The organism is Formosa sp. L2A11, from assembly GCF_009796865.1.
GTDB lineage: Bacteria > Bacteroidota > Bacteroidia > Flavobacteriales > Flavobacteriaceae > Formosa.
The window spans coordinates 618135-638188 of the sequence record NZ_CP047028.1 but is presented as its reverse complement, the minus strand read 5'-3'; the positions used below and the strand labels follow the sequence as shown (position 1 = coordinate 638188).

The window sequence follows — 20054 nt, the reverse complement described above, 5'->3', positions numbered from 1 at the left end:
TGATTTTAAATTATATTGTAAAAATATAATAAAAAAACCCTGAATATATCAGGGTTTTGTAAGTGTTTTTATAAATTTAAGAAGTTATATAGCAACTTCGTTTTCTAATACATCTTTGTTTTCAAAGGCAGTAAGGTTACTTAAAGTAACTTCTGCAATTTTATTTAAAGCTTCTCGAGTTAAAAATCCTTGGTGAGAAGTAATTAGAACATTAGGGAACGAAATTAAACGTGAAATAACATCATCCATAATAATGTTTTCAGATAAATCACGGAAGAATAATTTTTCTTCTTGTTCGTAAACATCAATTCCAAAATATTCTAATGTTTGGTTTTTTAAAGCTTCAACAGCATCAACAGTGTTAATTAATGCACCACGACTGGTGTTAATTAACATGGCTCCTTTTTTCATCTTAGAAAAGGCTTCTTTATTAATTAAATGATGTGTATCGTCTGTTAAAGGGCAGTGTAATGAAATAATGTCTGAAGATTCTAGTAATTTATCTACAGAGACATAAGTAACGCCAAGTGCTTTTAAATCGGCATTTGGGTATAAATCGTAAGCAATAACTTTACAGCCAAAACCCATCATGATTTTGCTAAAATATTGGCCAATTTTACCTGTACCAATAACACCTACTGTTTTGCCATACATATCAAAACCAGTTAAACGTTCTAAAGAGAAGTTTCCATCACGTACACGATTATAGGCTTTATGTGTTTTTCTGTTTAAAGTCATAATTAAAGCAGAGGCATGTTCTGCAACAGCCATTGGGGAATAGGCAGGTACACGAACAACTTTAATGTTTGCAGCTTCAGCAGCTTTTAAATCTACGTTATTAAAACCAGCGCAACGCATTGCAATAAGCTTTACACCATATTCACTTAACAATTTTATCGTTCGCTCATGTAAATGATCATTTACAAAGGCACAAACGGCATCACAGCCTTGTGTTAATTTTGCGGTTTTTGTGTTTAATGTACTTTCGTAAAAGATAATCTCATGTGCACCTTTAATATTATGTTTTTCGAAGGAAGAAATATCATAAGATTTTGTGCTAAAAAAAGCTACTTTCATAGTGTGTGAATTTTTAAACTTTGTAGGAATAAAGGTAGTTTAAATACACCAATTTTTAAATGATTTTAAATGTAACTTAACGATTCAAATTAAGCTTTATGTCAGTGATATTGGTGGTTTTGCGAGACTGTTTTAACTAAAACGTTTGAATTTTAGAGGTTGTGATTATTCATTAAGACAACTCTCTATAAAATCGACAAAAGTTTGTTTTCCAATTGTTAATACACCACGAGGAATACGTTCATTTACGTTATGAATATGTTCTAAATAATGGCGATCTAATTCTATAGGTGTGAAACAATAAGAACTAATTCCTTTTTCTCTAAAGAAGGTTACATCATTATAATTCGGGACAGAAACACTTAATGTATTGGCTTCTGGATAATTCTTTTTGATGGCATTATCAATATTTACAAAAAACATAGATTTATCATCTGACGGAGGTACAATTGGAGACTCTTTTATAACTCTAATCTTAATGCGTTTATTTTTTAATTGCTTTTTTACAGAAGCAACAAATTCTTTATTAGTCTGGTGTGGAAGCAATCTGCAATCTAATAAGGCTGTAACTTCATCAGGAATTACGTTAATTACATTATTGTGACTATCTACACTGGTTAAGGTTATAGAGTTTGAAAATAAAGAGAATAATTCGGGCTTATGTCTAAGCACAGGAGCTAGTAGTATTTTAAATAATCTGGGGTGTTTAAGTACTAAGGCTTCTGCTCCGTTTTCTAACTCGCCTAACTGTTTTAATATATTAAGATTTGTTTCGTTGTAAACCGCTTTTTGCTTTTTATCTATAAGGTTGTCTAAAGCTCTTATCATGCCTTTGTTGGCATAGTTAATAGGTGTTATAGAGCCATGCGCAGAGGTTTTTACCTTAAGAGACAATTCTAGCCATAAAGGTCTTTTGTTTGTTACAGAGATTCCAAATAAATTCTGGTCAGGATTTGATTTTAAAATGCCGTTAAAACCCGGAGGACCTTCTCCTAAAACAACAGCAGGGTTTAATGCTTCGAAGTGATTTTTTATTACATATTCTGCACCACCACCATCACATTGTTTTTCTTCGCAAGAGACTGCAAGTAAAGTAACATTATAGGGCATTTGCTTTTTACCATATTTCTTTAAAATTTCGATTACACTAAAAAGATGCATAATACCATTACCTTTATTATCGAAAGCACCTCGACCCCAAATTTCGGTATCTGTAATGTCTCCGGAAAATGGTTCATGGTCCCATTTAGTTAGATCTCCTGCAGGAACAACATCAATATGATTTAATAAAATAATATTAGGAAGCTTACTGCTTAACGGATAAATAGATGCTGTGAAATTGTAGTTTCCATTGGTGTCTCCCATTTGCGAGACATATAAACCGTTTTGTTCGCATAGCGATTTTAACCAAATACCGGCTTCTTTTTCGTCCCCACTAATAGATTTGAATTGAATGTATTTGCTAAGCGCTTGATCAATATTTAATCTTCCTGATGGAGATTTTATTGTAATTTCCGAAGATAGATTTTGGCTCTGTGTCTGGAAAGTAATACATAAAAAGAATACAAAATATATAAGCTTCCTGTTCATAATAGCTCTTTTATAAAAGAATAATCCTGTTTGTAGGATGTCTTAAAATTAAGATATTGCTATTAACTAACAATTAAAAATTATTGTTTTTTTTAGCTCTTGTAATTTGTATTACCTAAAATTAGTGTTAAAACTTTAGAAATTAATAATCTACTACCATTCGTTAATTCTATTAGAATCTAATTTTATAAAAATAAAGAGTAAAATAGTAAAGCCCCACAGACCAGAACCACCATAACTAAAGAAGGGCAGCGGTATACCAATAGTAGGAATAAGTCCCATTACCATTCCAATATTAATCATGAAGTGAAAAAAGAGTATAGCTGCTACGGCGTAACCATAAATTCTGCTGAATTGCGATTTTTGTAATTCTGCCAGATGCAGTACACGTAACATAAGTAGTACAAATAAAATAATAACTAAAGAGCTACCTATAAATCCCCATTCTTCTCCAACAGTACTAAAAATATAATCTGTGTGTTGTTCAGGTACAAATTTACCAGTTGTTCTAGTCCCTTCCATAAAGCCTCTTCCTCTAAACCCTCCAGAGCTAATTGCTTTTTCAGACTCGTAAAGGTTATACAAGATATCGCGACGCATTTCAGCAATTTTAGTAGGGTCCTTTTCTAGTTTTAACCATAAGCTTATTCTGTCTTTTTGATGTGCTTGAAGTACATTGTCGTAGAAAAAATGGACACTAGCAGACATGGCAATAACTATAATTGTAATAAGTATTGGCTGAAAAATTATAGGCTTTTTCTTGCTTAAAAAATACCGAGTAAATATAATTATTACACCAATTATAGATGTAACTATAGGTCCGAATTTTAATGATAGTATGGCAATAGATACCACGCTTACGGCAAGTGTTAAATAGATTTGAGGAAGCCCTTCGCGATACAAAACAAAAAAGAATGCACCATAAACAATAGTACTTCCAGCATCGTTTTGTAATAAGATTAAAAAAGCAGGAACTAATATGATTATAAAGGTTCTAATCTGATCTGGAAACCTACGAATATCTGTTTGTAAATCACTTACATATTTAGCTATAGCTAGTGCTGTTGCTGCCTTAGCGAATTCACTAGGTTGAAACGTCATACCTCCAATTCCGTACCAAGATGTTGCTCCGTTTACGTTCTTTCCAAATATAAATAGTCCAACCAATGAGAGCATAGATATAATATAAATTACACTTGCAAAGCGCTCGTAAAACTTAGCTTCTATAGATAAGATTATAATAATTAACCCAATTGTTAATCCAATAAATATAAGTTGTTTTCCGTAAGGTTGCGAAAAATCAAGGTAGTCTAAAGTTTCTCCAACATGAGAAGACGATACAATGTTTAGCCAACCAAAACCTACCAACAACATAAATATGATGATGGTTATCCAATCGAAAGAAAAATGTCTGTTAGTTACTCTAATCATATTTAGGGTTTAGCAGGGAGTATTTGGTCGTGATTAATTATCGTTGGTTCTACTAATTCTAGAGTAGATCCTCTGTTTATTGAGAATGGATGACCAGAATACGGTTTTTCGTATTCATGCTCTAAGCTATGACTTAAAATCCATTTTTTCTAAATCGGTTCTTGTAATTGTACCGGTTAGATATTTTTCTATCATTAAGGTGGCAATTCTACCCGCAAATCTACTTCCCCAATAGCCGTTTTCTACAAATACAGCAATCGCTATTTTAGGGTTGTCTTTAGGAGCAAAAGCAACAAATATAGAGTGGTCTGTAAGTTGTGTTTTTACACCGTCAATTTTTGTAAAGTTTTCTGCAGTTCCTGTTTTTCCGCATATTTCTATACCTTTAACTTGTAAATTTGCAGCTGTACCTTTGTTGTAAACATCGAACATACCTTGAACAACAGGTTCAAAATTTTCTTTATCGATAGTGGTGTGTTTTGGTGTTGTAAAATTAGCGTCTATTTCTTGACCTTCAATAGATTTTATAATATGAGGTGTGTAAAAATAACCACGATTTGCAATAGCAGCTACCATATTTGCTAATTGTATAGGTGTTGCTTCAATTTCTCCTTGGCCAATAGCATTAGATAATGTAAAGGTTGTTCTCCATCTGTTTTTACCATACCATTTGTCGTAAAAATCGCCACTAGGAATACGTCCGGGACTCCCGATTTTAAGATCGTAACCTAAGTAATTTCCTAATCCAAAACTAGAGACATGCTTATTCCAAACATTCATACCTTCGTAAGGTGTGTCGTATTTTTCTATAATACGTCTGTAAACATTTGCAAAATAAGAGTTACAAGATTCGTAAATACCCATATTCATAGATAGCGGACTTGGGTGACCGTGGCAGCCCATTTTTCTGTTTCCGTAACTATATCCGTGATTACATGTAAACTTGTCTTCTGTGGTCACTACACCTTCTTGTAATCCAATAAGTGCATTTAAAACTTTAAATGGAGACCCTGGAGGATATTGTGCCAGTAAACTTCTATCATATGTTGGTTTAGATATAGAATCGTTGTAAAGTTTTGTGAAATTTTGAGATCGTTTTCTTCCTACTAACGAATTGGGATCGTAAGTTGGTGCAGAAATCATAGCTAAAATTTCTCCAGTACTTGGTTCTATAGCAATAATACCACCGTGTTTATGCTGCATTAATTGTTCGCCATAAGCTTGTAGCTTGGCATCGATAGAAATTTTTATATCTTTTCCTGGTATTGGTAAAGTATCAAATTTACCTTCCTTATATGGACCAATATTTTTGTTGAATCTGTTTTTTTGAATAAACTTAATTCCTTTTTTTCCTCTTAGTACATCTTCATAAGATAATTCGACACCTTGTTTTCCAATTAAATCTCCCATTTTATAATAGGGATCTTTCTTAATATTGGCATTGTTTACTTCTCCAATATCTCCTAAAACATTTGCTCCAATAGAAGCTTCGTAATGGCGAAGTGAACGTTTTTGAATATAAAACCCTTCATATTTTCTCATTTTTTCTTGAAGTACAGCATAGTCTTCTTTAGATAAGTGAGATACAAATACGTAAGGCAATCTTGGGGAGTAATGGTATGCTTTTTTATATGTTTTTATGAATTGAGCTTTATCAATTTTTAATAAATTACAAAACTCAATTGTGTCTAAAGGTTTTACTTCACGAGGTATAACCATAACATCGTAAGACGATTGGTTAGATACTAAAAGAGTACCGTTTCTGTCGTAAACAAATCCACGTTTAGGGTAGTCATATACTTTACGAATGGCATTATCATCGTATAAATTATTTGCCGGCGAGCTATAAACTTGAAGGTAAAAAAGCCGAGAAATAAATACGAATCCAACCGTAATTATGGTAAAAAATAATAAAAATTGTCTCATTTAGAACGTTTGCTGAAAATAATAGTAACTATAACACATAGGAGAATGGTAAAGGTACTAGAAAATAACGTTTTTTGGAGTGTTAAAAGTGTTTCAGAAAAGTTAAATACTTCTAAAAAAAATAATACTAAATGATGTACTCCCGTTAGTATGCTTATATACATAAGTTTAGAGCCAAAATCTACATTGTTAAATTTTATAGTTTGGTGTTCGTAAACTGTTCCGAAAGACCATTTTAAGGCTAAAGGTCTCATGTAAGCTATTGTTACGCAGGCTGCTGCATGAATACCTCCTGAATCTGAAAAGATATCGATAATAATACCTAGCAGAAAACTTAACAAAAGAAATACTAAACGGTTATTTTTTATTGGGTAAAGTATAATGAATAGAATATATAGGTACGGATTAATATATCCTAAAAAATTAATATGATTTAGGATAAGTACTTGGACTAATATAAGTCCTATAAACTTAAGTATTTGAGATATAACGCTACTGTTCATTAGATAAGTTTAGTAGATTATTAATCTCTGGAGCATCCAAATGTTCTATAATATAGGCATGTTCAATATTCGTCATATCGTTAAATAGACTTACATTTATTTCAAAGTTATTTTCTGCAGCGTCTAGTTTAAAGCTTGCAATTGTTCCTATTTGTAGGCCTTTAGGGAATATTACAGAACGGCCAGAGGTTATAATTGTATCTCCAACTTCAATCGGTGCAATTTTAGGAATATCGAGTAACTGTACTGTGTTGGGAGATTTTCCGTTCCAAGTTAATGTTCCGAAATGATTTGTTTTTTTTAATTGAGCACTAATTTTACTTTTTGTATTTAATATAGAAATAACTGTAGCATAATTTTTACTTGTATGATCTACTATTCCAAGTATTCCTTTAGGTGTAATTAATCCAAAATCTTCCTGAATACTATCGTTACTACCTTTATTTATTGCTAATATGTTAGCAGAAGCGGAGTAGCTATTTTTTATTACACGAACGGGTCTAAATAAATAAGAACCTTTAAAGTTTGTGCTATCTATAAAGTTTTCTTCTCTAGAAACCTTGTAATTCTGAAGAAGATTACGAAGTCTAGTGTTTTCTTCAGATAGATTGTCATTCTGTACTTTTAAATCTAAATACTGTTCTATATTATTTAACCGCGTATAAAGTCCGCCGCTTAAAAAATTAGCAGAGTTTATAAATTTACTTTTATGGTAAGAATGTGTTTGTGTAGTAAAAAACATAGACAAAGCCATAAGCAGCAAATACAACAAAAAGTTTTTGTTGCGAATAATAAAATTTAAAATTTGCTGCATGCTTTAAGTCTATTTTATCAAGACACTTTTAAACTTAGGTAAGTTTTTTAGTGTAATTCCTGTTCCGCGAACTACGGCACGTAATGGGTCTTCTGCAATGTAAACAGGTAAGTCTGTTTTTTGAGAAAGACGTTTGTCTAAACCACGTAACATAGATCCACCACCTGCTAAATAAATACCTGTATTGTAAATATCTGCAGCTAATTCTGGAGGTGTTTGCGATAATGTTTCCATTACTGCATCTTCAATTCTAAGAATAGATTTGTCTAATGCTTTAGCAATTTCACGAAAAGAAATTTGTACTTGTTTAGGCTTACCAGTAAGTAAATCACGCCCTTGAACACTCATGTCGTCCGGCGGAAGTTCTAAATCTTCGGTAGCAGCACCAATCTGAATTTTAATTTTTTCAGCAGTACGTTCTCCAACATATAAGTTGTGTTGCGTACGCATGTAATATATAATATCGTTTGTAAAGACATCTCCTGCAATTTTTACAGATTTGTCGCAAACAATACCTCCTAAAGCAATTACTGCAATTTCGGTAGTACCACCACCTATATCTACAATCATGTTTCCTTTAGGTTGCATAATATCTACACCAATACCTATGGCCGCAGCCATAGGTTCGTGTATTAAATAAACTTCTTTTCCGTTAACACGCTCGCAAGATTCTTTAACAGCTCGCATTTCTACTTCTGTAATACCAGAAGGAATACAAACCACCATACGAAGTGCTGGAGTGAACATTTTTTTCTTTAAAGCGGGAATGTTTTTAATAAACAAACTTATCATTTGTTCAGACGCATCAAAATCTGCAATTACACCATCTTTTAATGGGCGAATTGTTTTTATGTTTTCGTGCGTTTTTCCTTGCATCATGCTGGCTTCTTTACCAACGGCAATGATTTTACCGCTAACGCGATCGCGAGCAACTATTGAAGGGCTATCCACCACAACTTTATCATTGTGAATAATAAGTGTATTGGCTGTTCCTAAGTCAATAGCTATTTCTTCTGTAAGGAAGTCAAAAAATCCCATGCGTTATATGTCTTTTTTTGCTTTAATTAAAATAAGTGTCGTAAAAGTAATGAAATTAATGCTTGAAATGACGAGTTCCTGTAAATACCATAGCAACATCGTTATCATTACAATAATCAATGCTTAACTGATCTTTAATAGAACCTCCTGGCTGAATAACAGCTGTAACTCCTGCATTTTTAGCAATCTCTACACAATCAGGGAAAGGGAAAAATGCATCACTTGCCATTACTGCTCCTTTTAAATCAAATTTAAAAGACTGTGCTTTATGTATAGCTTGGTTAAGTGCATCTACACGACTTGTTTGTCCTGTACCACTTGCACATAATTGATTGTTTTTAGCTAAAACGATAGTGTTAGATTTTGTATGCTTACAAATTTTAGAAGCAAAGATTAAATCATTTAACTCGTTATCTGTAGGTTTATTGTTTGTCTTATTTATTAAATCTTCCAAACGATCTGTAATATTGTTTTTATCTTGAACTAAAACACCGTTAAGACATGATCTTACATTTGTTTTAGGCAATTCTATATCGTGAAGTATTAAAAGAATTCTGTTTTTCTTTCCTTCTAAAAGTTCTAAAGCGTCTGCACTAAATGAAGGCGCAATAACTACTTCACAAAATAAAGAGTGAATTTTTTCTGCTGTAGCTAAATCTATTTCAGTATTACAAATTAATACACCACCAAAAGCAGAAACTGGATCTCCAGCAAGTGCATCTGTGTAAGCTTGCTCTAAAGTATCGCGTTGTGCAACACCACAAGCATTGTTATGTTTTAAAATGGCAAACGTAGGTTTGTCACCTTTAAATTCGTTTATTAAATTCACAGCAGCATCAACATCTAAAAGGTTGTTGTAGCTTAATTCTTTACCGTGAAGTTTTGTGAAGATATCATCAAAGTTTCCGAAGAAGAACCCTTTTTGGTGTGGGTTTTCTCCATAACGTAACACTTTTCCGTTTTGTTCGCTAATTTTTAAAACTGTTTCTTCGTTGTTTTTGTTGAAGTAATTAAAAATAGCAGAATCGTAATGAGACGATACATTGAAAGATTTTCTTGCAAAATCTCTTCTTTGTTCTAGTGTAAGTGTACCGTTTTGTTCAGAAATAATATCTAAAAACTCACCATACTCAGTTACAGAAGACACACAAACAACATCAGCATAATTTTTTGCTGCAGCACGAATTAACGAAATTCCACCTATGTCAATTTTTTCAATTATATCTTGTTCACTAGCTCCAGAAGCTACCGTTTTTTCAAAAGGATATAAATCAACAATAACTAAATCTATTTGAGGAATATCAAATTCTGCTAATTCAGCACGATCTTGCTCATTATCTTGACGGTTTAAAATTCCACCAAAAACTTTTGGATGCAATGTTTTTACACGTCCGCCTAAAATTGAAGGGTAAGATGTTACGTCTTCTACAGGGACAACATCTATTCCTAGATTGTTTATAAATGCCTGTGTACCACCTGTTGAATACATGGTTACGCCTAATTCATTTAGCTTTTTAATAATAGGTTCTAAACCATCCTTGCTAAATACAGAGATTAATGCAGATTTGATTGTTTTTTCGTTACTCATTAGTGTTGTGTTATATTAATGCGCAAAAGTAAGGATTTAGAATAAAATTTTTATAGTTTGTTTCGTGTTTTGTTTTAATTTTTTTTGTAACAAAACTATAATTAAAACGTCCTATCTTTAAATTGTCAATATTTTAATAAAAGCACTTCTAAATGATTTTGTATTTAAGACTTTTTAAAGAAAGTTTTTCGTTTGCCATAAATGCATTGCGAAATAATAAATTAAGAACATTTTTGTCCTTATTAGGAGTCACTATTGGTATATTTTCGATTATAGCAGTTTTGGCAGCCGTAGATTCTTTAGATCAAAGTATTAAAGGACAGTTGTCTGGGTTAGATAAAAACACAATTTACTTAACAAAGTATTCTTTTGGGCCTACAGAAATTCCAAGATGGCAACGCGATAACTTTCCGCAAACAGAAAATGATGATTACGAATTTGTAAATAGAAATATTCCAGATATTAAAACGAGTGCCTATATTATTTTTGGAAATTCTGAAACCATAAAATATCAGGATAATGCCATTAGTAATGTAGAAGTGTCTCCAGCATCTTTCGGAATTTATGAAATTGAAGATTTAAAAATAGGAGCGGGGCGGTTTTATACAGAATCTGAATCTTCTACAGGAGCACCAGTTGTTGTTATAGGTGCAGGTTTAGCAGAAAACCTTTTTGAAACAGAACAACCGCTTGGTAAGCAAGTGCGTATGTATGGAAGAAAAGTAACCGTTATTGGAGTGCTTAAAAAAGTAGGATCTACACTTTTCGATTCTCCAGACGAAAAAGCATTTGTGCCATCAAATTTTGTAAGACAATTTACTAATGGAGGCTCAGACGGTATTCCTGGTGCTATTGTAATTAAACCTGAAGCAGGTGTGGATATTGCCGCTTTTGAAGAAGTTTTAAGACAAAAATTTAGAATTCATAGAGGTTTAAAAGCCGATGAACCTGATAACTTTTTTGTGAATAAATTGTCTGGAATGACGGATGCTATAGATAATATAATAGGTGTAATGAATCTTGTTGGTTGGATTATTAGCGGATTTTCATTACTTGTTGGAGGCTTCGGGATTGCTAACATTATGTTTGTAAGTGTAAAAGAGCGTACAAATCTTATCGGAATTCAGAAATCTTTAGGAGCTAAGAATAAGTTTATATTATTTCAGTTTTTATTTGAAGCTATTATCCTTGCCGTTATTGGAGGATTAATAGGTCTTTTCTTTGTGTGGATTATTTCTGTAATAGCTTCGCAGTTTGTAGACGATTTTGAATTTGTATTATCGTTCTGGAATATGCTAATCGGATTTTCTCTATCTACATTAATCGGATTAATATCTGGTGTATTACCCGCGCTTTCTGCCTCTAAATTAGATCCGGTTGAAGCAATACGAACAGGAATGTAATATTTAAGTTTATAAGAAACATATAATACTTTAAGGGGTTTAGATCTCTTTGTATTAAATAAAAAATCTCGACGTCTTTCGTAAAAGAAAGCAATCGAGATTTTTTTTATTAAGTATCTTAATGTTTATGCTAGTAATTTTGCAACTTGCTCGCAAACATACTCTAAGAAACGTTCGTCTTCTTCTGTAAAGGGGTCTGGAGTATTCGAGTCTATATCTATTTGCCCAACATTTTCACCATTTACAAAAAGCGGAACAACAATCTCTGCTTTAACTGTTATGCTGCATGCAATATAATTGTCTTGTGCTGCTACATCCGGAACTATAAAGTTTTCATTACTTACAGCAACTTGTCCGCAAATTCCTTTTCCAAACGGAATAATAGTGTGGTCTGTTGGTTCACCTACGTAAGGTCCCAGTTTAAGTTCGTTTTTATCACCGTTTTTAAAGTAAAACCCAACCCAATTATAGTAAGAGACCTCTTGATCTAATAATTGGCAAACAGATAAAAGACGCTCGTCTAATGTTTTGTCAGAATTAGAAAGTATAGTTTCAACTTGAGGTTTTAAAGATGATAAAGACATATTTTATATTTTTTTTGTAAAAGTATTTAAAATGGAACGATAATGGAACTTCATTTTTATAAATTTATCAACTTAAACATTTACTACTATTGTCTACTTTATTTCAAACATATAAACCTGTAATTCGATTTATAGTTACGTTTCTAGCTGTATATTTTATAATGTCTTTAAGTTATAAATGGTATTTAGATTATTCTAAAACAACAACGTATCAGCCTGATTACATTACATATCACGTTGCAAAACAGGCTCAAGGTGTTTTAAATGTTGTTGGTTATAATTCTAATATTGTATTGCATGAGGGAGAGCAATGGGTAAGGTTGTATTTAAACAATACATATATTATTCGTGTTATTGAAGGGTGTAATGCCATAAATGTAATTGTGCTTTTTATGTCGTTTATTGTTGCATTTGCGTCAACTTTAAAAAAAACAGTGCTCTATATCTTAGGAGGAACACTTTTAATATACGTTGTTAATGTGTTGCGTATTGCAATAATATCTATTGCATTATATTATTATCCAGATTCCGAGCATATAATACATGGTGTTTTGTTTCCGTTAATTATTTATGGAATGGTGTTTTTGTTATGGGTAATTTGGATGAATTATTTTGTAAAAATTAAAAAGAAGGATGCAGAAAATTCAACGTTATAGTCTTATTGCCTTATTAGTTTTAGGATTGATTTTAATTCGTGCTTTTGAATCAAACTTGTTTTACGATCCGTTTTTAGAATTCTTTAAAAATGATTATTTGTTTCTTGATGCACCTGTTTTCAATACTTTTAAACTGATTGGATTTACTACTTTACGCTATGTTTTAAATACATTATTGTCTCTAGGGATTATATATTTTGTATTTAAAGACAGACAAGCATTAAAGTTTTCGGCTATATTTTTTGCTATTGCTTATTTTATTTTGATTCTTGTGTTTTTGTATTTAGTTTTAAACGCAAAACAAGACAGTTATTTTATGCTTTTTAATATTCGTCGTTTTTTAATTCAGCCACTATTATTGTTATTGCTTTTACCTGCTTTTTATTATCAGAGGCAAATTAAAAAATAATATTAATATACATTTTAAAGCATAAAAAAACCGAAGCCATAAGACTTCGGTTTTTAATTTTATAAGATGTGTTTAAAGATTACATCATACCTGGCATACCACCACCCATTGGAGGCATAGCAGGAGCGTCTTCTTTAATATCTATTAAAGCACATTCTGTTGTTAAGATCATTCCTGCAACAGATGCTGCATTTTCTAATGCAATACGAGTTACTTTTTTAGGATCTATAATTCCAGAAGCAAGCATGTCTACATATTGTTCTGTTTTTGCATCGTAACCAAAGTTTTCTTTTCCTTCTAAAACTTTAGAAACAACAACACTACCTTCTCCACCTGCGTTTTCAACAATTGTTCTTAAAGGAGATTCAATAGCACGAGCTACAATTTGAATACCTGTAGTTTCATCTATGTTTTCTGTTGTAATAGCTTCAAGTACAGCTTTTGCTCTTACTAAAGCAACACCACCACCGGCAACAATACCTTCTTCTACAGCAGCTCTTGTTGCATGTAAAGCATCATCTACACGGTCTTTTTTCTCTTTCATTTCAACTTCACTTGCAGCACCAACATAAAGTACAGCAACACCACCTGCTAATTTAGCAAGACGTTCTTGAAGTTTTTCTTTATCGTAGTCGCTAGTAGTCGCTTCTATTTGAGATTTAATTTGATTAACACGGTTTTTAATCATGTCTTTATCTCCAGCACCATTAACAACTGTTGTGTTGTCTTTGTCTATAGTGATACGTTCTGCAGTACCTAACATATCGATTGTAGTGTTCTCTAAAGTAAATCCTCTTTCTTCAGAAATTACAGTACCACCAGTTAAGATTGCGATATCTTCTAACATAGCTTTACGTCTGTCTCCAAATCCTGGAGCTTTTACAGCTGCAATTTTAAGAGATCCACGTAATTTGTTTACTACTAAAGTAGCAAGTGCTTCTCCGTCTACATCCTCAGCGATAATTAATAAAGGTTTACCTGATTGAGCAACAGGCTCAAGTACTGGTAATAAATCCTTCATTGTAGATACTTTTTTGTCGTATAATAAAATGTAAGGATTGTCTAAATCAGTGATCATTTTTTCGCTATCTGTAACGAAGTAAGGTGATAAATATCCTCTGTCAAACTGCATACCTTCAACAACATCTACATACGTATCTGTTCCTTTAGCTTCTTCAACAGTAATTACACCTTCTTTTCCAACTTTTCCAAATGCCATTGCAATTAAATCACCAATAACATCGTCGTTGTTAGCAGAAATAGCTGCAACTTGTTTGATTTTATCTGAAGAATCTCCTACAGTTTCTGTTTGTTTTGCAAGGTCTGCAACGATAGCTTCAACAGCTTTATCGATACCACGTTTTAAATCCATTGGATTAGCACCCGCAGCAACATTTCTAAGACCTTCTTTAACAATTGCTTGAGCTAAAACAGTAGCCGTAGTTGTACCATCTCCAGCTAAATCGTTGGTTTTAGATGCAACTTCTTTTACCATTTGAGCTCCCATATTTTCAAGAGGATCTTCTAATTCGATTTCTTTAGCTACAGAAACACCATCTTTAGTAACAACTGGTGCTCCGAAAGAACGTCCGATAATTACATTACGACCTTTAGGTCCTAAAGTTACTTTTACTGCATTTGCTAGAGCATCTACACCACGTTTTAAACCGTCGCGCGCTTCAATATCAAATTTTATATCTTTTGCCATTTTTATTGATTTTTACAATAAATTTTAAGCGGTTAGCTTTAAACTTATTCTTTTAATTTTTTATACGTTTTGTTTTAAAAATCTTAGTTAGTATAATCTAAAATTTAGATTATCGCCATAATGTCGTCTTCACGCATCATTAAGAAATCTGTACCTTCTAATTTTAATTCTGAACCAGAGTATTTTCCATAAAGAACTTTATCTCCAATTTTTACAGTAAGTGGTTCATCTTTTTTACCTGTACCTACAGCAACAACAATACCTTTATGTTGTTTTTCTTGAGCCGAATCCGGGATAAATAATCCTGATGCTGTTTGAGTTTCTGCAGGAAGTGGTTCAACCAGAACACGGTCTGCAAGTGGTGTGATGTTTACTTTACTCATGTTATTATATGTTTTAAATAGTTTATAATTTACGACATATTGTATTTCTAAAATTGTGCCAAGTCTATTAGACTGACAAACTTTCAGCAACAAAAAATGCCAACTGTATAAGTTGGCATTTTAATATTGTAAATATGAGTTGTTATGTTTACTCAGCAGCTCCTTCTGTTGGTGCAGCAGGTGTTGTAGTTGCTGGAGTTGGAACAGTTGTGTTTTGTAATGGTTGTGCTGTTGTATCAGAATCTAAAGCTTTAGATTCTAAAGTTCCAGTACCTCTATTAATAGCTACGTTAGATAATAAAATTAAGACTAACATTAACCCTGATAATGTCCATGTACTTTTATCTAAAAAGTCAGTGGTTTTCTTTACACCACCAATTTGTTGAGAACCGCCGCCTCCAAAAGATGAAGATAATCCTCCCCCTTTAGGGTTTTGCACCATGATTACTACGATTAATAAAAATGCTACTACAACGATTAGGAATAAAAATATTGTAAACGTACTCATTAGTTTTTCTTATTTTGTTCTTGTATTTGCTTTACCGCTTTAATTCGGTCAGCAAAGAAACCACTTTTTTCTGGATATTTCAAACTTAATATGTTATAAGATTGAATTGCCTTCTTGTAGTTTTTTTGTTCTACATAAATTCTAGCTAAAGTTTCTGTCATTAACGATTCAGGTTGTAGCAGATGAGATTCTGCTAAATTCTGAGAAACACCAGAAGATCTTTTAGGATCAATTTTAGGGTTTGTTGAAATAAACTTATCTATTAATGCAAACTTTTTAGCTTGTTCTGGAGAGGTAGCATTTACTATTTTTTCTTCTGTTTTAGGTAAAATATTCTCTGCTTCTAATTCCTCCTCTTCTTTTAATGAGGGAGTAGGTTTCGGAACAGATCTGTCTATTTGCTCGAAAGATGTTAGTTTTAGCCACTCGTTAAAAGAGTGTGTTTCATTACCGTTAAAGTCTAACGGTTTTCCTATTTCTAAAATAGTTTCTGGGCTAACAGCATCTGTATTGCTTTGGTTACTGTCCTGGCTGTCTTTAGTTGTGTTATTAGCTGCTTCTTTAGTGTCTTCTAGTGCTTCCGAAGGATCTTCTGTGAAATGAAATAATTTGGCAGGTGTTATTTTTGGCTGAACGAATTCGGCTGTATTTTCTGTTTCATTAATATTAGTATCGAATAGTTTGTCTGTTGTTTTTTTGCCAACAGATATATCGTCTACATTTACATTAATGTCTCTTAAGTGTGCTGTGTTTTGTTTTATAAATTGAGAAATTTCATTCTGTACAAATGCCTCTGATGTTATAAAATCGAATAAAATACTACGATCTGTCGTGTATGCTGCCGTCGTTTTTAATGCCTGGTTGTATTTAAAGCTTTCGCTAGTTTTAAGCGTTTTTAAATATAGCGCACGAGCAGGCTGAAAGTATGGAAATTCTTCTATAATACTTTTTAAATCCCTAGCTTGTTCAGAGACTAAAGCTTCTGGATATTGTAATATATTTGTAAAATCTGTAGGAGTCATCGTTACCATTGCGCTAAAGCCGCATTAAAAATATCTTGAGTTATTTGGTCGTATATTTCATCTATTGCAGTTGTTTTTAACGAACCAACAAGTTGTGCTGTCCCATCGTAATCATAGAAGAATGAAAAACGTTTTTCAAACTCAGCCTCTTCATCTTGCTTATTATAAAAACGAACATTAACCGAAATAGTTAATCGGTTTTGTGCTGCTGTATCGTCTGATGTGGCTGTAGTTGGAGAAATTCTGTATTCTACAATTTCACCCTCGAAAACCAAATCTCCGTTAGATTTTACATTATCTAAATTAGTCTGATTTATAAGTAAATCTGTTAACGCATTTGTGAAATCTAAATCTATTCCAGGTTCTATTAAAGCGGCATTATTCTGAAAATAATTAACCTGAAAAGATTTTGTGTCTGGATTAACTTTTGCTCCCGTAAAGGAGTAAGCGCCACATGCTGTTAAACTAATAGCAGCGAATAAAAGTATAATGTAGTGTTTTAAAGTCATGATCTATAAGTCGTACTGTTTAATTTTTCTGTACAATGTACGTTCGCTAATACCTAATTCTGCGGCGGCCAATTTACGTTTTCCTTGGTGACGTTCCAACGATTTTTTTATTAATTCTAATTCTTTGTCTTGTAAAGATAGTGTTTCTTCTTCCTGAATTTCTTCAGCAAAATGATATTTGTCTAAAGGATTATTTGTAGAAGCGTCTACAAGAGTTGTAGGACTAGATTCTGCAATAGAAAGTATTTCCAGATCGTCTTCATTGTCGTCATATTCCGCATCAGACTCGTCTCCGTAAATTTTCTGAATTAGACTTTCGTTGTTTTTCTGAACGTCTTTATCTGTGCCGTTTTTCATTAATTCGGCAGTTAGTTTTTTAAGATCGTTTAAATCTGCTTTCATATCGAATAGTACTTTGTAAAGTATTTCTCTTTCGCTACTAAAGTCTGAATCCGATTTTGTGTTCGATATTACTGCCGGTAAATTATGAGCTGTGTTTGGTAAGTAACCTCTAATTGTATGTCCGTTTATTGTTCTGTTTTCTTCTAACACAGAGATTTGTTCTGCAACGTTTCTTAACTGACGAATGTTACCATTCCATCTGAATTTTAATAATTCTAGTGTCGCATCGTCGGTTAGTTTTATGGTTGGCATTTTATATTTTAAAGCAAAATCGCTAGCAAATTTTCTAAACAATAAATGAATATCTTCTTTTCTTTCGCGTAAGGGTGGAAGGTTTATTTCTACAGTACTTAAACGGTAGTATAAATCTTCTCTAAACTTTCCTTTCTTAATGGCTTCAAACATATTAACGTTTGTAGCTGCCACGATACGAACATTTGTTTTTTGAACTTGACTAGATCCTACTTTTAAAAACTCCCCGTTTTCTAATACACGAAGTAAACGTACTTGTGTTGTTAGTGGTAATTCTCCAACTTCGTCTAAAAAGATGGTTCCTCCGTCTGAGACTTCAAAATATCCAGATCGTGTTTGTGTAGCTCCTGTAAAAGCCCCTTTTTCGTGACCAAAAAGTTCACTGTCTATGGTTCCTTCAGGAATAGCTCCACAGTTAACGGCAATATATTTACCGTGTTTTCTATGAGAAAGCTGGTGTATAATTTTAGGAATACTTTCCTTTCCAACTCCACTTTCTCCGGTAACTAAAACAGAAATATCTGTAGGCGAAACTTGTATTGCTTTTTCAATAGCACGATTAAGTTTTTGGTCGTTACCTATAATTCCGAAACGTTGTTTTATGGCTTGAACTGATTCCATATAATATTGTTTTTAGCTTTTAATTGTTGGTCTAAGTTTTGTCTGCTTGCTTAAAGGTTTGAAAGCGCAGTGGCTTCACCAATAAGAGTTGCACTTGTACAATCGTTTATTTTTATAGTAACAAAATCTCCTATTTTATAATCTCCTTTAGGAAATACGGCTACTACATTTTGAGATGTCCTTCCAGACCAATGTTGGTCAGATTTTTTAGATTCTCTTTCAATTAAGACTTCAACTTCTGTATTTACAAATGCTTTTGTTCTAAATTCACTGTGTTTACGTTGTAGTTGTACCACATCGTCCAGACGTTTTTTCTTAACATCTAAGGGGATATCGTCTTCCATTTTACGTTCTGCTAGTGTTCCTGGGCGTTCAGAATAATAAAACATATAACCAAAGTTGTATTTTACATATTCCATTAAGCTAAGCGTGTCCTGGTGGTCTTGTTCTGTTTCTGTAGGGAAACCAGTAATTATATCTTGACTTATAGAACATTCTGGAAGTATACGGCGAATGTTGTCTATTAATTCAAAATACTCTTCACGGGTATGTAAACGATTCATTTCTTTAAGTATGCGATTGCTTCCGCTTTGTACAGGTAAATGAATGTGATTACAAATGTTTTTGTATTTCGCCATAGTTTCAATAACATCTAAAGTTAAATCCTGAGGATTTGATGTTGAAAACCGAATACGCATTTTAGGATATGCTTTAGCACACATTTCTAAAAGTTTAGCAAAATTAACAGCGGTTGCAATTTGCATATCTGTTGCTTTGTCAAAATCTTTTTTCATGCCGCCACCATACCATAAATAGCTATCTACATTTTGGCCTAATAACGTAATTTCTTTAAAACCACGAGTCCATAAATCTTTAATTTCTTCTAAAACACTTTGTGGTTCGCGGCTACGTTCTCGTCCGCGAGTAAAAGGGACTACGCAAAACGTACACATATTATCGCATCCTCTGGTAATAGATACAAATGCACTTACGCCATTACTATTTAAACGTACAGGAGAAATGTCTCCGTAAGTTTCTTCTTTAGAAAGAATAACATTTATTGCATCTCGTCCATCTTCTACTTCTGCCAAAAGATTAGGTAAATCTTTATATGCATCTGGTCCTACAACAAGGTCTACAATTTTTTCTTCTTCTAAAAACTTGTTTTTAAGACGTTCTGCCATACAGCCTAAAACGCCAACTTTCATTCCTGGATTAATACGTTTTACCGCATTGTATTTTTCAAGACGTTTACGAATTGTTTGTTCTGCTTTGTCTCTAATAGAGCAGGTATTTACCAATACTAAATCTGCATCTTCTAGGTTCTGGGTGGTGTTATATCCTTGTTTATGTAATATTGATGCAACTATTTCACTGTCACTAAAATTCATAGCACAGCCATAGCTTTCTATGAAAAGTTTACGTGAATTTTCTTTTTTTTGTTCTAATACAAGGGATTCTCCTTGTTTGCTTTCGTCAATTGTCTTCTCCATAATGTTGCTGAAAATAATTATCAGTCAATAAGTTTGCAAAGATACAATTAAATTTACACTTATGACAAAGTGTCAGTTTGATTTTTCTTGTATTTTTGTTAAAAAATACGTCCTTTATCCAAAACTAAACCAATCAG

Annotated in this window: 18 protein-coding genes and 1 pseudogene; 3 read left to right on the top strand and 16 right to left on the bottom strand. The window is 32.7% G+C overall.

The window, feature by feature from the left end; translation table 11 throughout:
- Window positions 1–84: 84 nt before the first annotated feature.
- From GQR95_RS02890 to purH, 8 genes and pseudogenes are all read right to left on the bottom strand, one after another.
- Window positions 85–1077: a 2-hydroxyacid dehydrogenase gene (locus GQR95_RS02890; RefSeq protein WP_159021715.1), complete on the bottom strand. Its 993-nt coding sequence runs from the start codon at window positions 1075–1077 to the stop codon at window positions 85–87.
- Between the two features lie 165 nt (window positions 1078–1242).
- A complete protein-coding gene (locus tag GQR95_RS02885; RefSeq protein ID WP_159021714.1) occupies window positions 1243–2667 on the bottom strand; it encodes a M20/M25/M40 family metallo-hydrolase in 1425 nt (474 codons plus the stop codon).
- 153 nt (window positions 2668–2820) lie between these two features.
- A complete protein-coding gene (gene rodA, locus GQR95_RS02880; protein WP_159021713.1) occupies window positions 2821–4098 on the bottom strand; it encodes a rod shape-determining protein RodA in 1278 nt (425 codons plus the stop codon).
- Between the two features lie 2 nt (window positions 4099–4100).
- Window positions 4101–6024 (bottom strand): annotated as a pseudogene (gene mrdA / locus GQR95_RS02875) (penicillin-binding protein 2).
- Window positions 6021–6527: a rod shape-determining protein MreD gene (locus GQR95_RS02870; protein ID WP_159021712.1), complete on the bottom strand. Its 507-nt coding sequence runs from the start codon at window positions 6525–6527 to the stop codon at window positions 6021–6023. The pseudogene mrdA and the gene GQR95_RS02870 overlap by 4 nt, the downstream one beginning before the upstream one ends.
- Entirely contained in the window at window positions 6517–7341 is an 825-nt protein-coding gene (mreC, locus tag GQR95_RS02865) for a rod shape-determining protein MreC (protein ID WP_159021711.1), read from the bottom strand. Before mreC ends, GQR95_RS02870 begins: the two co-directional genes overlap by 11 nt.
- A gap of 9 nt (window positions 7342–7350) precedes the next feature.
- On the bottom strand, window positions 7351–8379 hold the full coding sequence (locus GQR95_RS02860) for a rod shape-determining protein (RefSeq protein ID WP_159021710.1): 1029 nt from the start codon (window positions 8377–8379) through the stop codon (window positions 7351–7353).
- A gap of 55 nt (window positions 8380–8434) precedes the next feature.
- Window positions 8435–9967 (bottom strand): bifunctional phosphoribosylaminoimidazolecarboxamide formyltransferase/IMP cyclohydrolase, encoded by a 1533-nt coding sequence (gene purH, locus GQR95_RS02855; RefSeq protein WP_159021709.1) that lies wholly within the window; start codon window positions 9965–9967, stop codon window positions 8435–8437.
- A 152-nt stretch (window positions 9968–10119) separates the two neighbouring features.
- On the opposite strand from purH, the gene GQR95_RS02850 reads away from it, so the two are divergent.
- On the top strand, window positions 10120–11370 hold the full coding sequence (locus GQR95_RS02850; protein ID WP_159021708.1) for an ABC transporter permease: 1251 nt from the start codon (window positions 10120–10122) through the stop codon (window positions 11368–11370).
- Window positions 11371–11495: 125 nt separating this feature from the next.
- Here GQR95_RS02850 and GQR95_RS02845 read toward each other — a convergent pair whose 3' ends face one another.
- Window positions 11496–11954 (bottom strand): GAF domain-containing protein, encoded by a 459-nt coding sequence (locus GQR95_RS02845; RefSeq protein WP_159021707.1) that lies wholly within the window; start codon window positions 11952–11954, stop codon window positions 11496–11498.
- A gap of 89 nt (window positions 11955–12043) precedes the next feature.
- On the opposite strand from GQR95_RS02845, the gene xrtF reads away from it, so the two are divergent.
- A complete protein-coding gene (gene xrtF / locus GQR95_RS02840) occupies window positions 12044–12610 on the top strand; it encodes an exosortase family protein XrtF (RefSeq protein WP_159021706.1) in 567 nt (188 codons plus the stop codon).
- Entirely contained in the window at window positions 12588–13019 is a 432-nt protein-coding gene (locus GQR95_RS02835) for an exosortase F system-associated protein (protein ID WP_159021705.1), read from the top strand. The genes xrtF and GQR95_RS02835 overlap by 23 nt, the downstream gene beginning before the upstream one ends.
- Before the next feature lie 79 nt (window positions 13020–13098).
- On the opposite strand, the gene groL is transcribed toward GQR95_RS02835, so the two are convergent.
- From groL to miaB, 7 genes are all read right to left on the bottom strand, one after another.
- Entirely contained in the window at window positions 13099–14727 is a 1629-nt protein-coding gene (groL, locus tag GQR95_RS02830) for a chaperonin GroEL (protein WP_159021704.1), read from the bottom strand.
- 104 nt (window positions 14728–14831) lie between these two features.
- Entirely contained in the window at window positions 14832–15110 is a 279-nt protein-coding gene (locus tag GQR95_RS02825; RefSeq protein WP_057781169.1) for a co-chaperone GroES, read from the bottom strand.
- A gap of 148 nt (window positions 15111–15258) precedes the next feature.
- A complete protein-coding gene (gene secG / locus GQR95_RS02820) occupies window positions 15259–15618 on the bottom strand; it encodes a preprotein translocase subunit SecG (protein WP_159021703.1) in 360 nt (119 codons plus the stop codon).
- The gene (locus tag GQR95_RS02815; RefSeq protein WP_370514526.1) at window positions 15618–16649 is read right to left on the bottom strand and encodes a hypothetical protein; all 1032 of its coding nucleotides are present in this window, start codon (window positions 16647–16649) and stop codon (window positions 15618–15620) included. The genes secG and GQR95_RS02815 overlap by 1 nt, the downstream gene beginning before the upstream one ends.
- Window positions 16643–17149 (bottom strand): LptE family protein, encoded by a 507-nt coding sequence (locus GQR95_RS02810; protein ID WP_159021702.1) that lies wholly within the window; start codon window positions 17147–17149, stop codon window positions 16643–16645. The genes GQR95_RS02815 and GQR95_RS02810 overlap by 7 nt, the downstream gene beginning before the upstream one ends.
- A gap of 3 nt (window positions 17150–17152) precedes the next feature.
- Window positions 17153–18424: a sigma 54-interacting transcriptional regulator gene (locus GQR95_RS02805; protein WP_159021701.1), complete on the bottom strand. Its 1272-nt coding sequence runs from the start codon at window positions 18422–18424 to the stop codon at window positions 17153–17155.
- 50 nt (window positions 18425–18474) lie between these two features.
- Entirely contained in the window at window positions 18475–19917 is a 1443-nt protein-coding gene (miaB, locus tag GQR95_RS02800; protein ID WP_159021700.1) for a tRNA (N6-isopentenyl adenosine(37)-C2)-methylthiotransferase MiaB, read from the bottom strand.
- Window positions 19918–20054: the final 137 nt, after the last annotated feature.

What these genes read in the sequence shown, in the direction of transcription:
- miaB (WP_159021700.1), bottom strand. Translation starts at nt 19,917, where the DNA reads ATGGAGAAGACAATTGACGAAAGCAAACAAGGAGAATCCCTTGTATTA.
- GQR95_RS02845 (WP_159021707.1), bottom strand. Translation starts at nt 11,954, where the DNA reads ATGTCTTTATCATCTTTAAAACCTCAAGTTGAAACTATACTTTCTAAT.
- purH (WP_159021709.1), bottom strand. Translation starts at nt 9,967, where the DNA reads ATGAGTAACGAAAAAACAATCAAATCTGCATTAATCTCTGTATTTAGC.
- GQR95_RS02885 (WP_159021714.1), bottom strand. Translation starts at nt 2,667, where the DNA reads ATGAACAGGAAGCTTATATATTTTGTATTCTTTTTATGTATTACTTTC.
- rodA (WP_159021713.1), bottom strand. Translation starts at nt 4,098, where the DNA reads ATGATTAGAGTAACTAACAGACATTTTTCTTTCGATTGGATAACCATC.
- mreC (WP_159021711.1), bottom strand. Translation starts at nt 7,341, where the DNA reads ATGCAGCAAATTTTAAATTTTATTATTCGCAACAAAAACTTTTTGTTG.
- GQR95_RS02890 (WP_159021715.1), bottom strand. Translation starts at nt 1,077, where the DNA reads ATGAAAGTAGCTTTTTTTAGCACAAAATCTTATGATATTTCTTCCTTC.
- GQR95_RS02870 (WP_159021712.1), bottom strand. Translation starts at nt 6,527, where the DNA reads ATGAACAGTAGCGTTATATCTCAAATACTTAAGTTTATAGGACTTATA.
- GQR95_RS02810 (WP_159021702.1), bottom strand. Translation starts at nt 17,149, where the DNA reads ATGACTTTAAAACACTACATTATACTTTTATTCGCTGCTATTAGTTTA.
- secG (WP_159021703.1), bottom strand. Translation starts at nt 15,618, where the DNA reads ATGAGTACGTTTACAATATTTTTATTCCTAATCGTTGTAGTAGCATTT.
- groL (WP_159021704.1), bottom strand. Translation starts at nt 14,727, where the DNA reads ATGGCAAAAGATATAAAATTTGATATTGAAGCGCGCGACGGTTTAAAA.
- GQR95_RS02825 (WP_057781169.1), bottom strand. Translation starts at nt 15,110, where the DNA reads ATGAGTAAAGTAAACATCACACCACTTGCAGACCGTGTTCTGGTTGAA.
- GQR95_RS02815 (WP_370514526.1), bottom strand. Translation starts at nt 16,649, where the DNA reads ATGGTAACGATGACTCCTACAGATTTTACAAATATATTACAATATCCA.
- GQR95_RS02805 (WP_159021701.1), bottom strand. Translation starts at nt 18,424, where the DNA reads ATGGAATCAGTTCAAGCCATAAAACAACGTTTCGGAATTATAGGTAAC.
- GQR95_RS02835 (WP_159021705.1), top strand. Translation starts at nt 12,588, where the DNA reads ATGCAGAAAATTCAACGTTATAGTCTTATTGCCTTATTAGTTTTAGGA.
- GQR95_RS02860 (WP_159021710.1), bottom strand. Translation starts at nt 8,379, where the DNA reads ATGGGATTTTTTGACTTCCTTACAGAAGAAATAGCTATTGACTTAGGA.
- GQR95_RS02850 (WP_159021708.1), top strand. Translation starts at nt 10,120, where the DNA reads ATGATTTTGTATTTAAGACTTTTTAAAGAAAGTTTTTCGTTTGCCATA.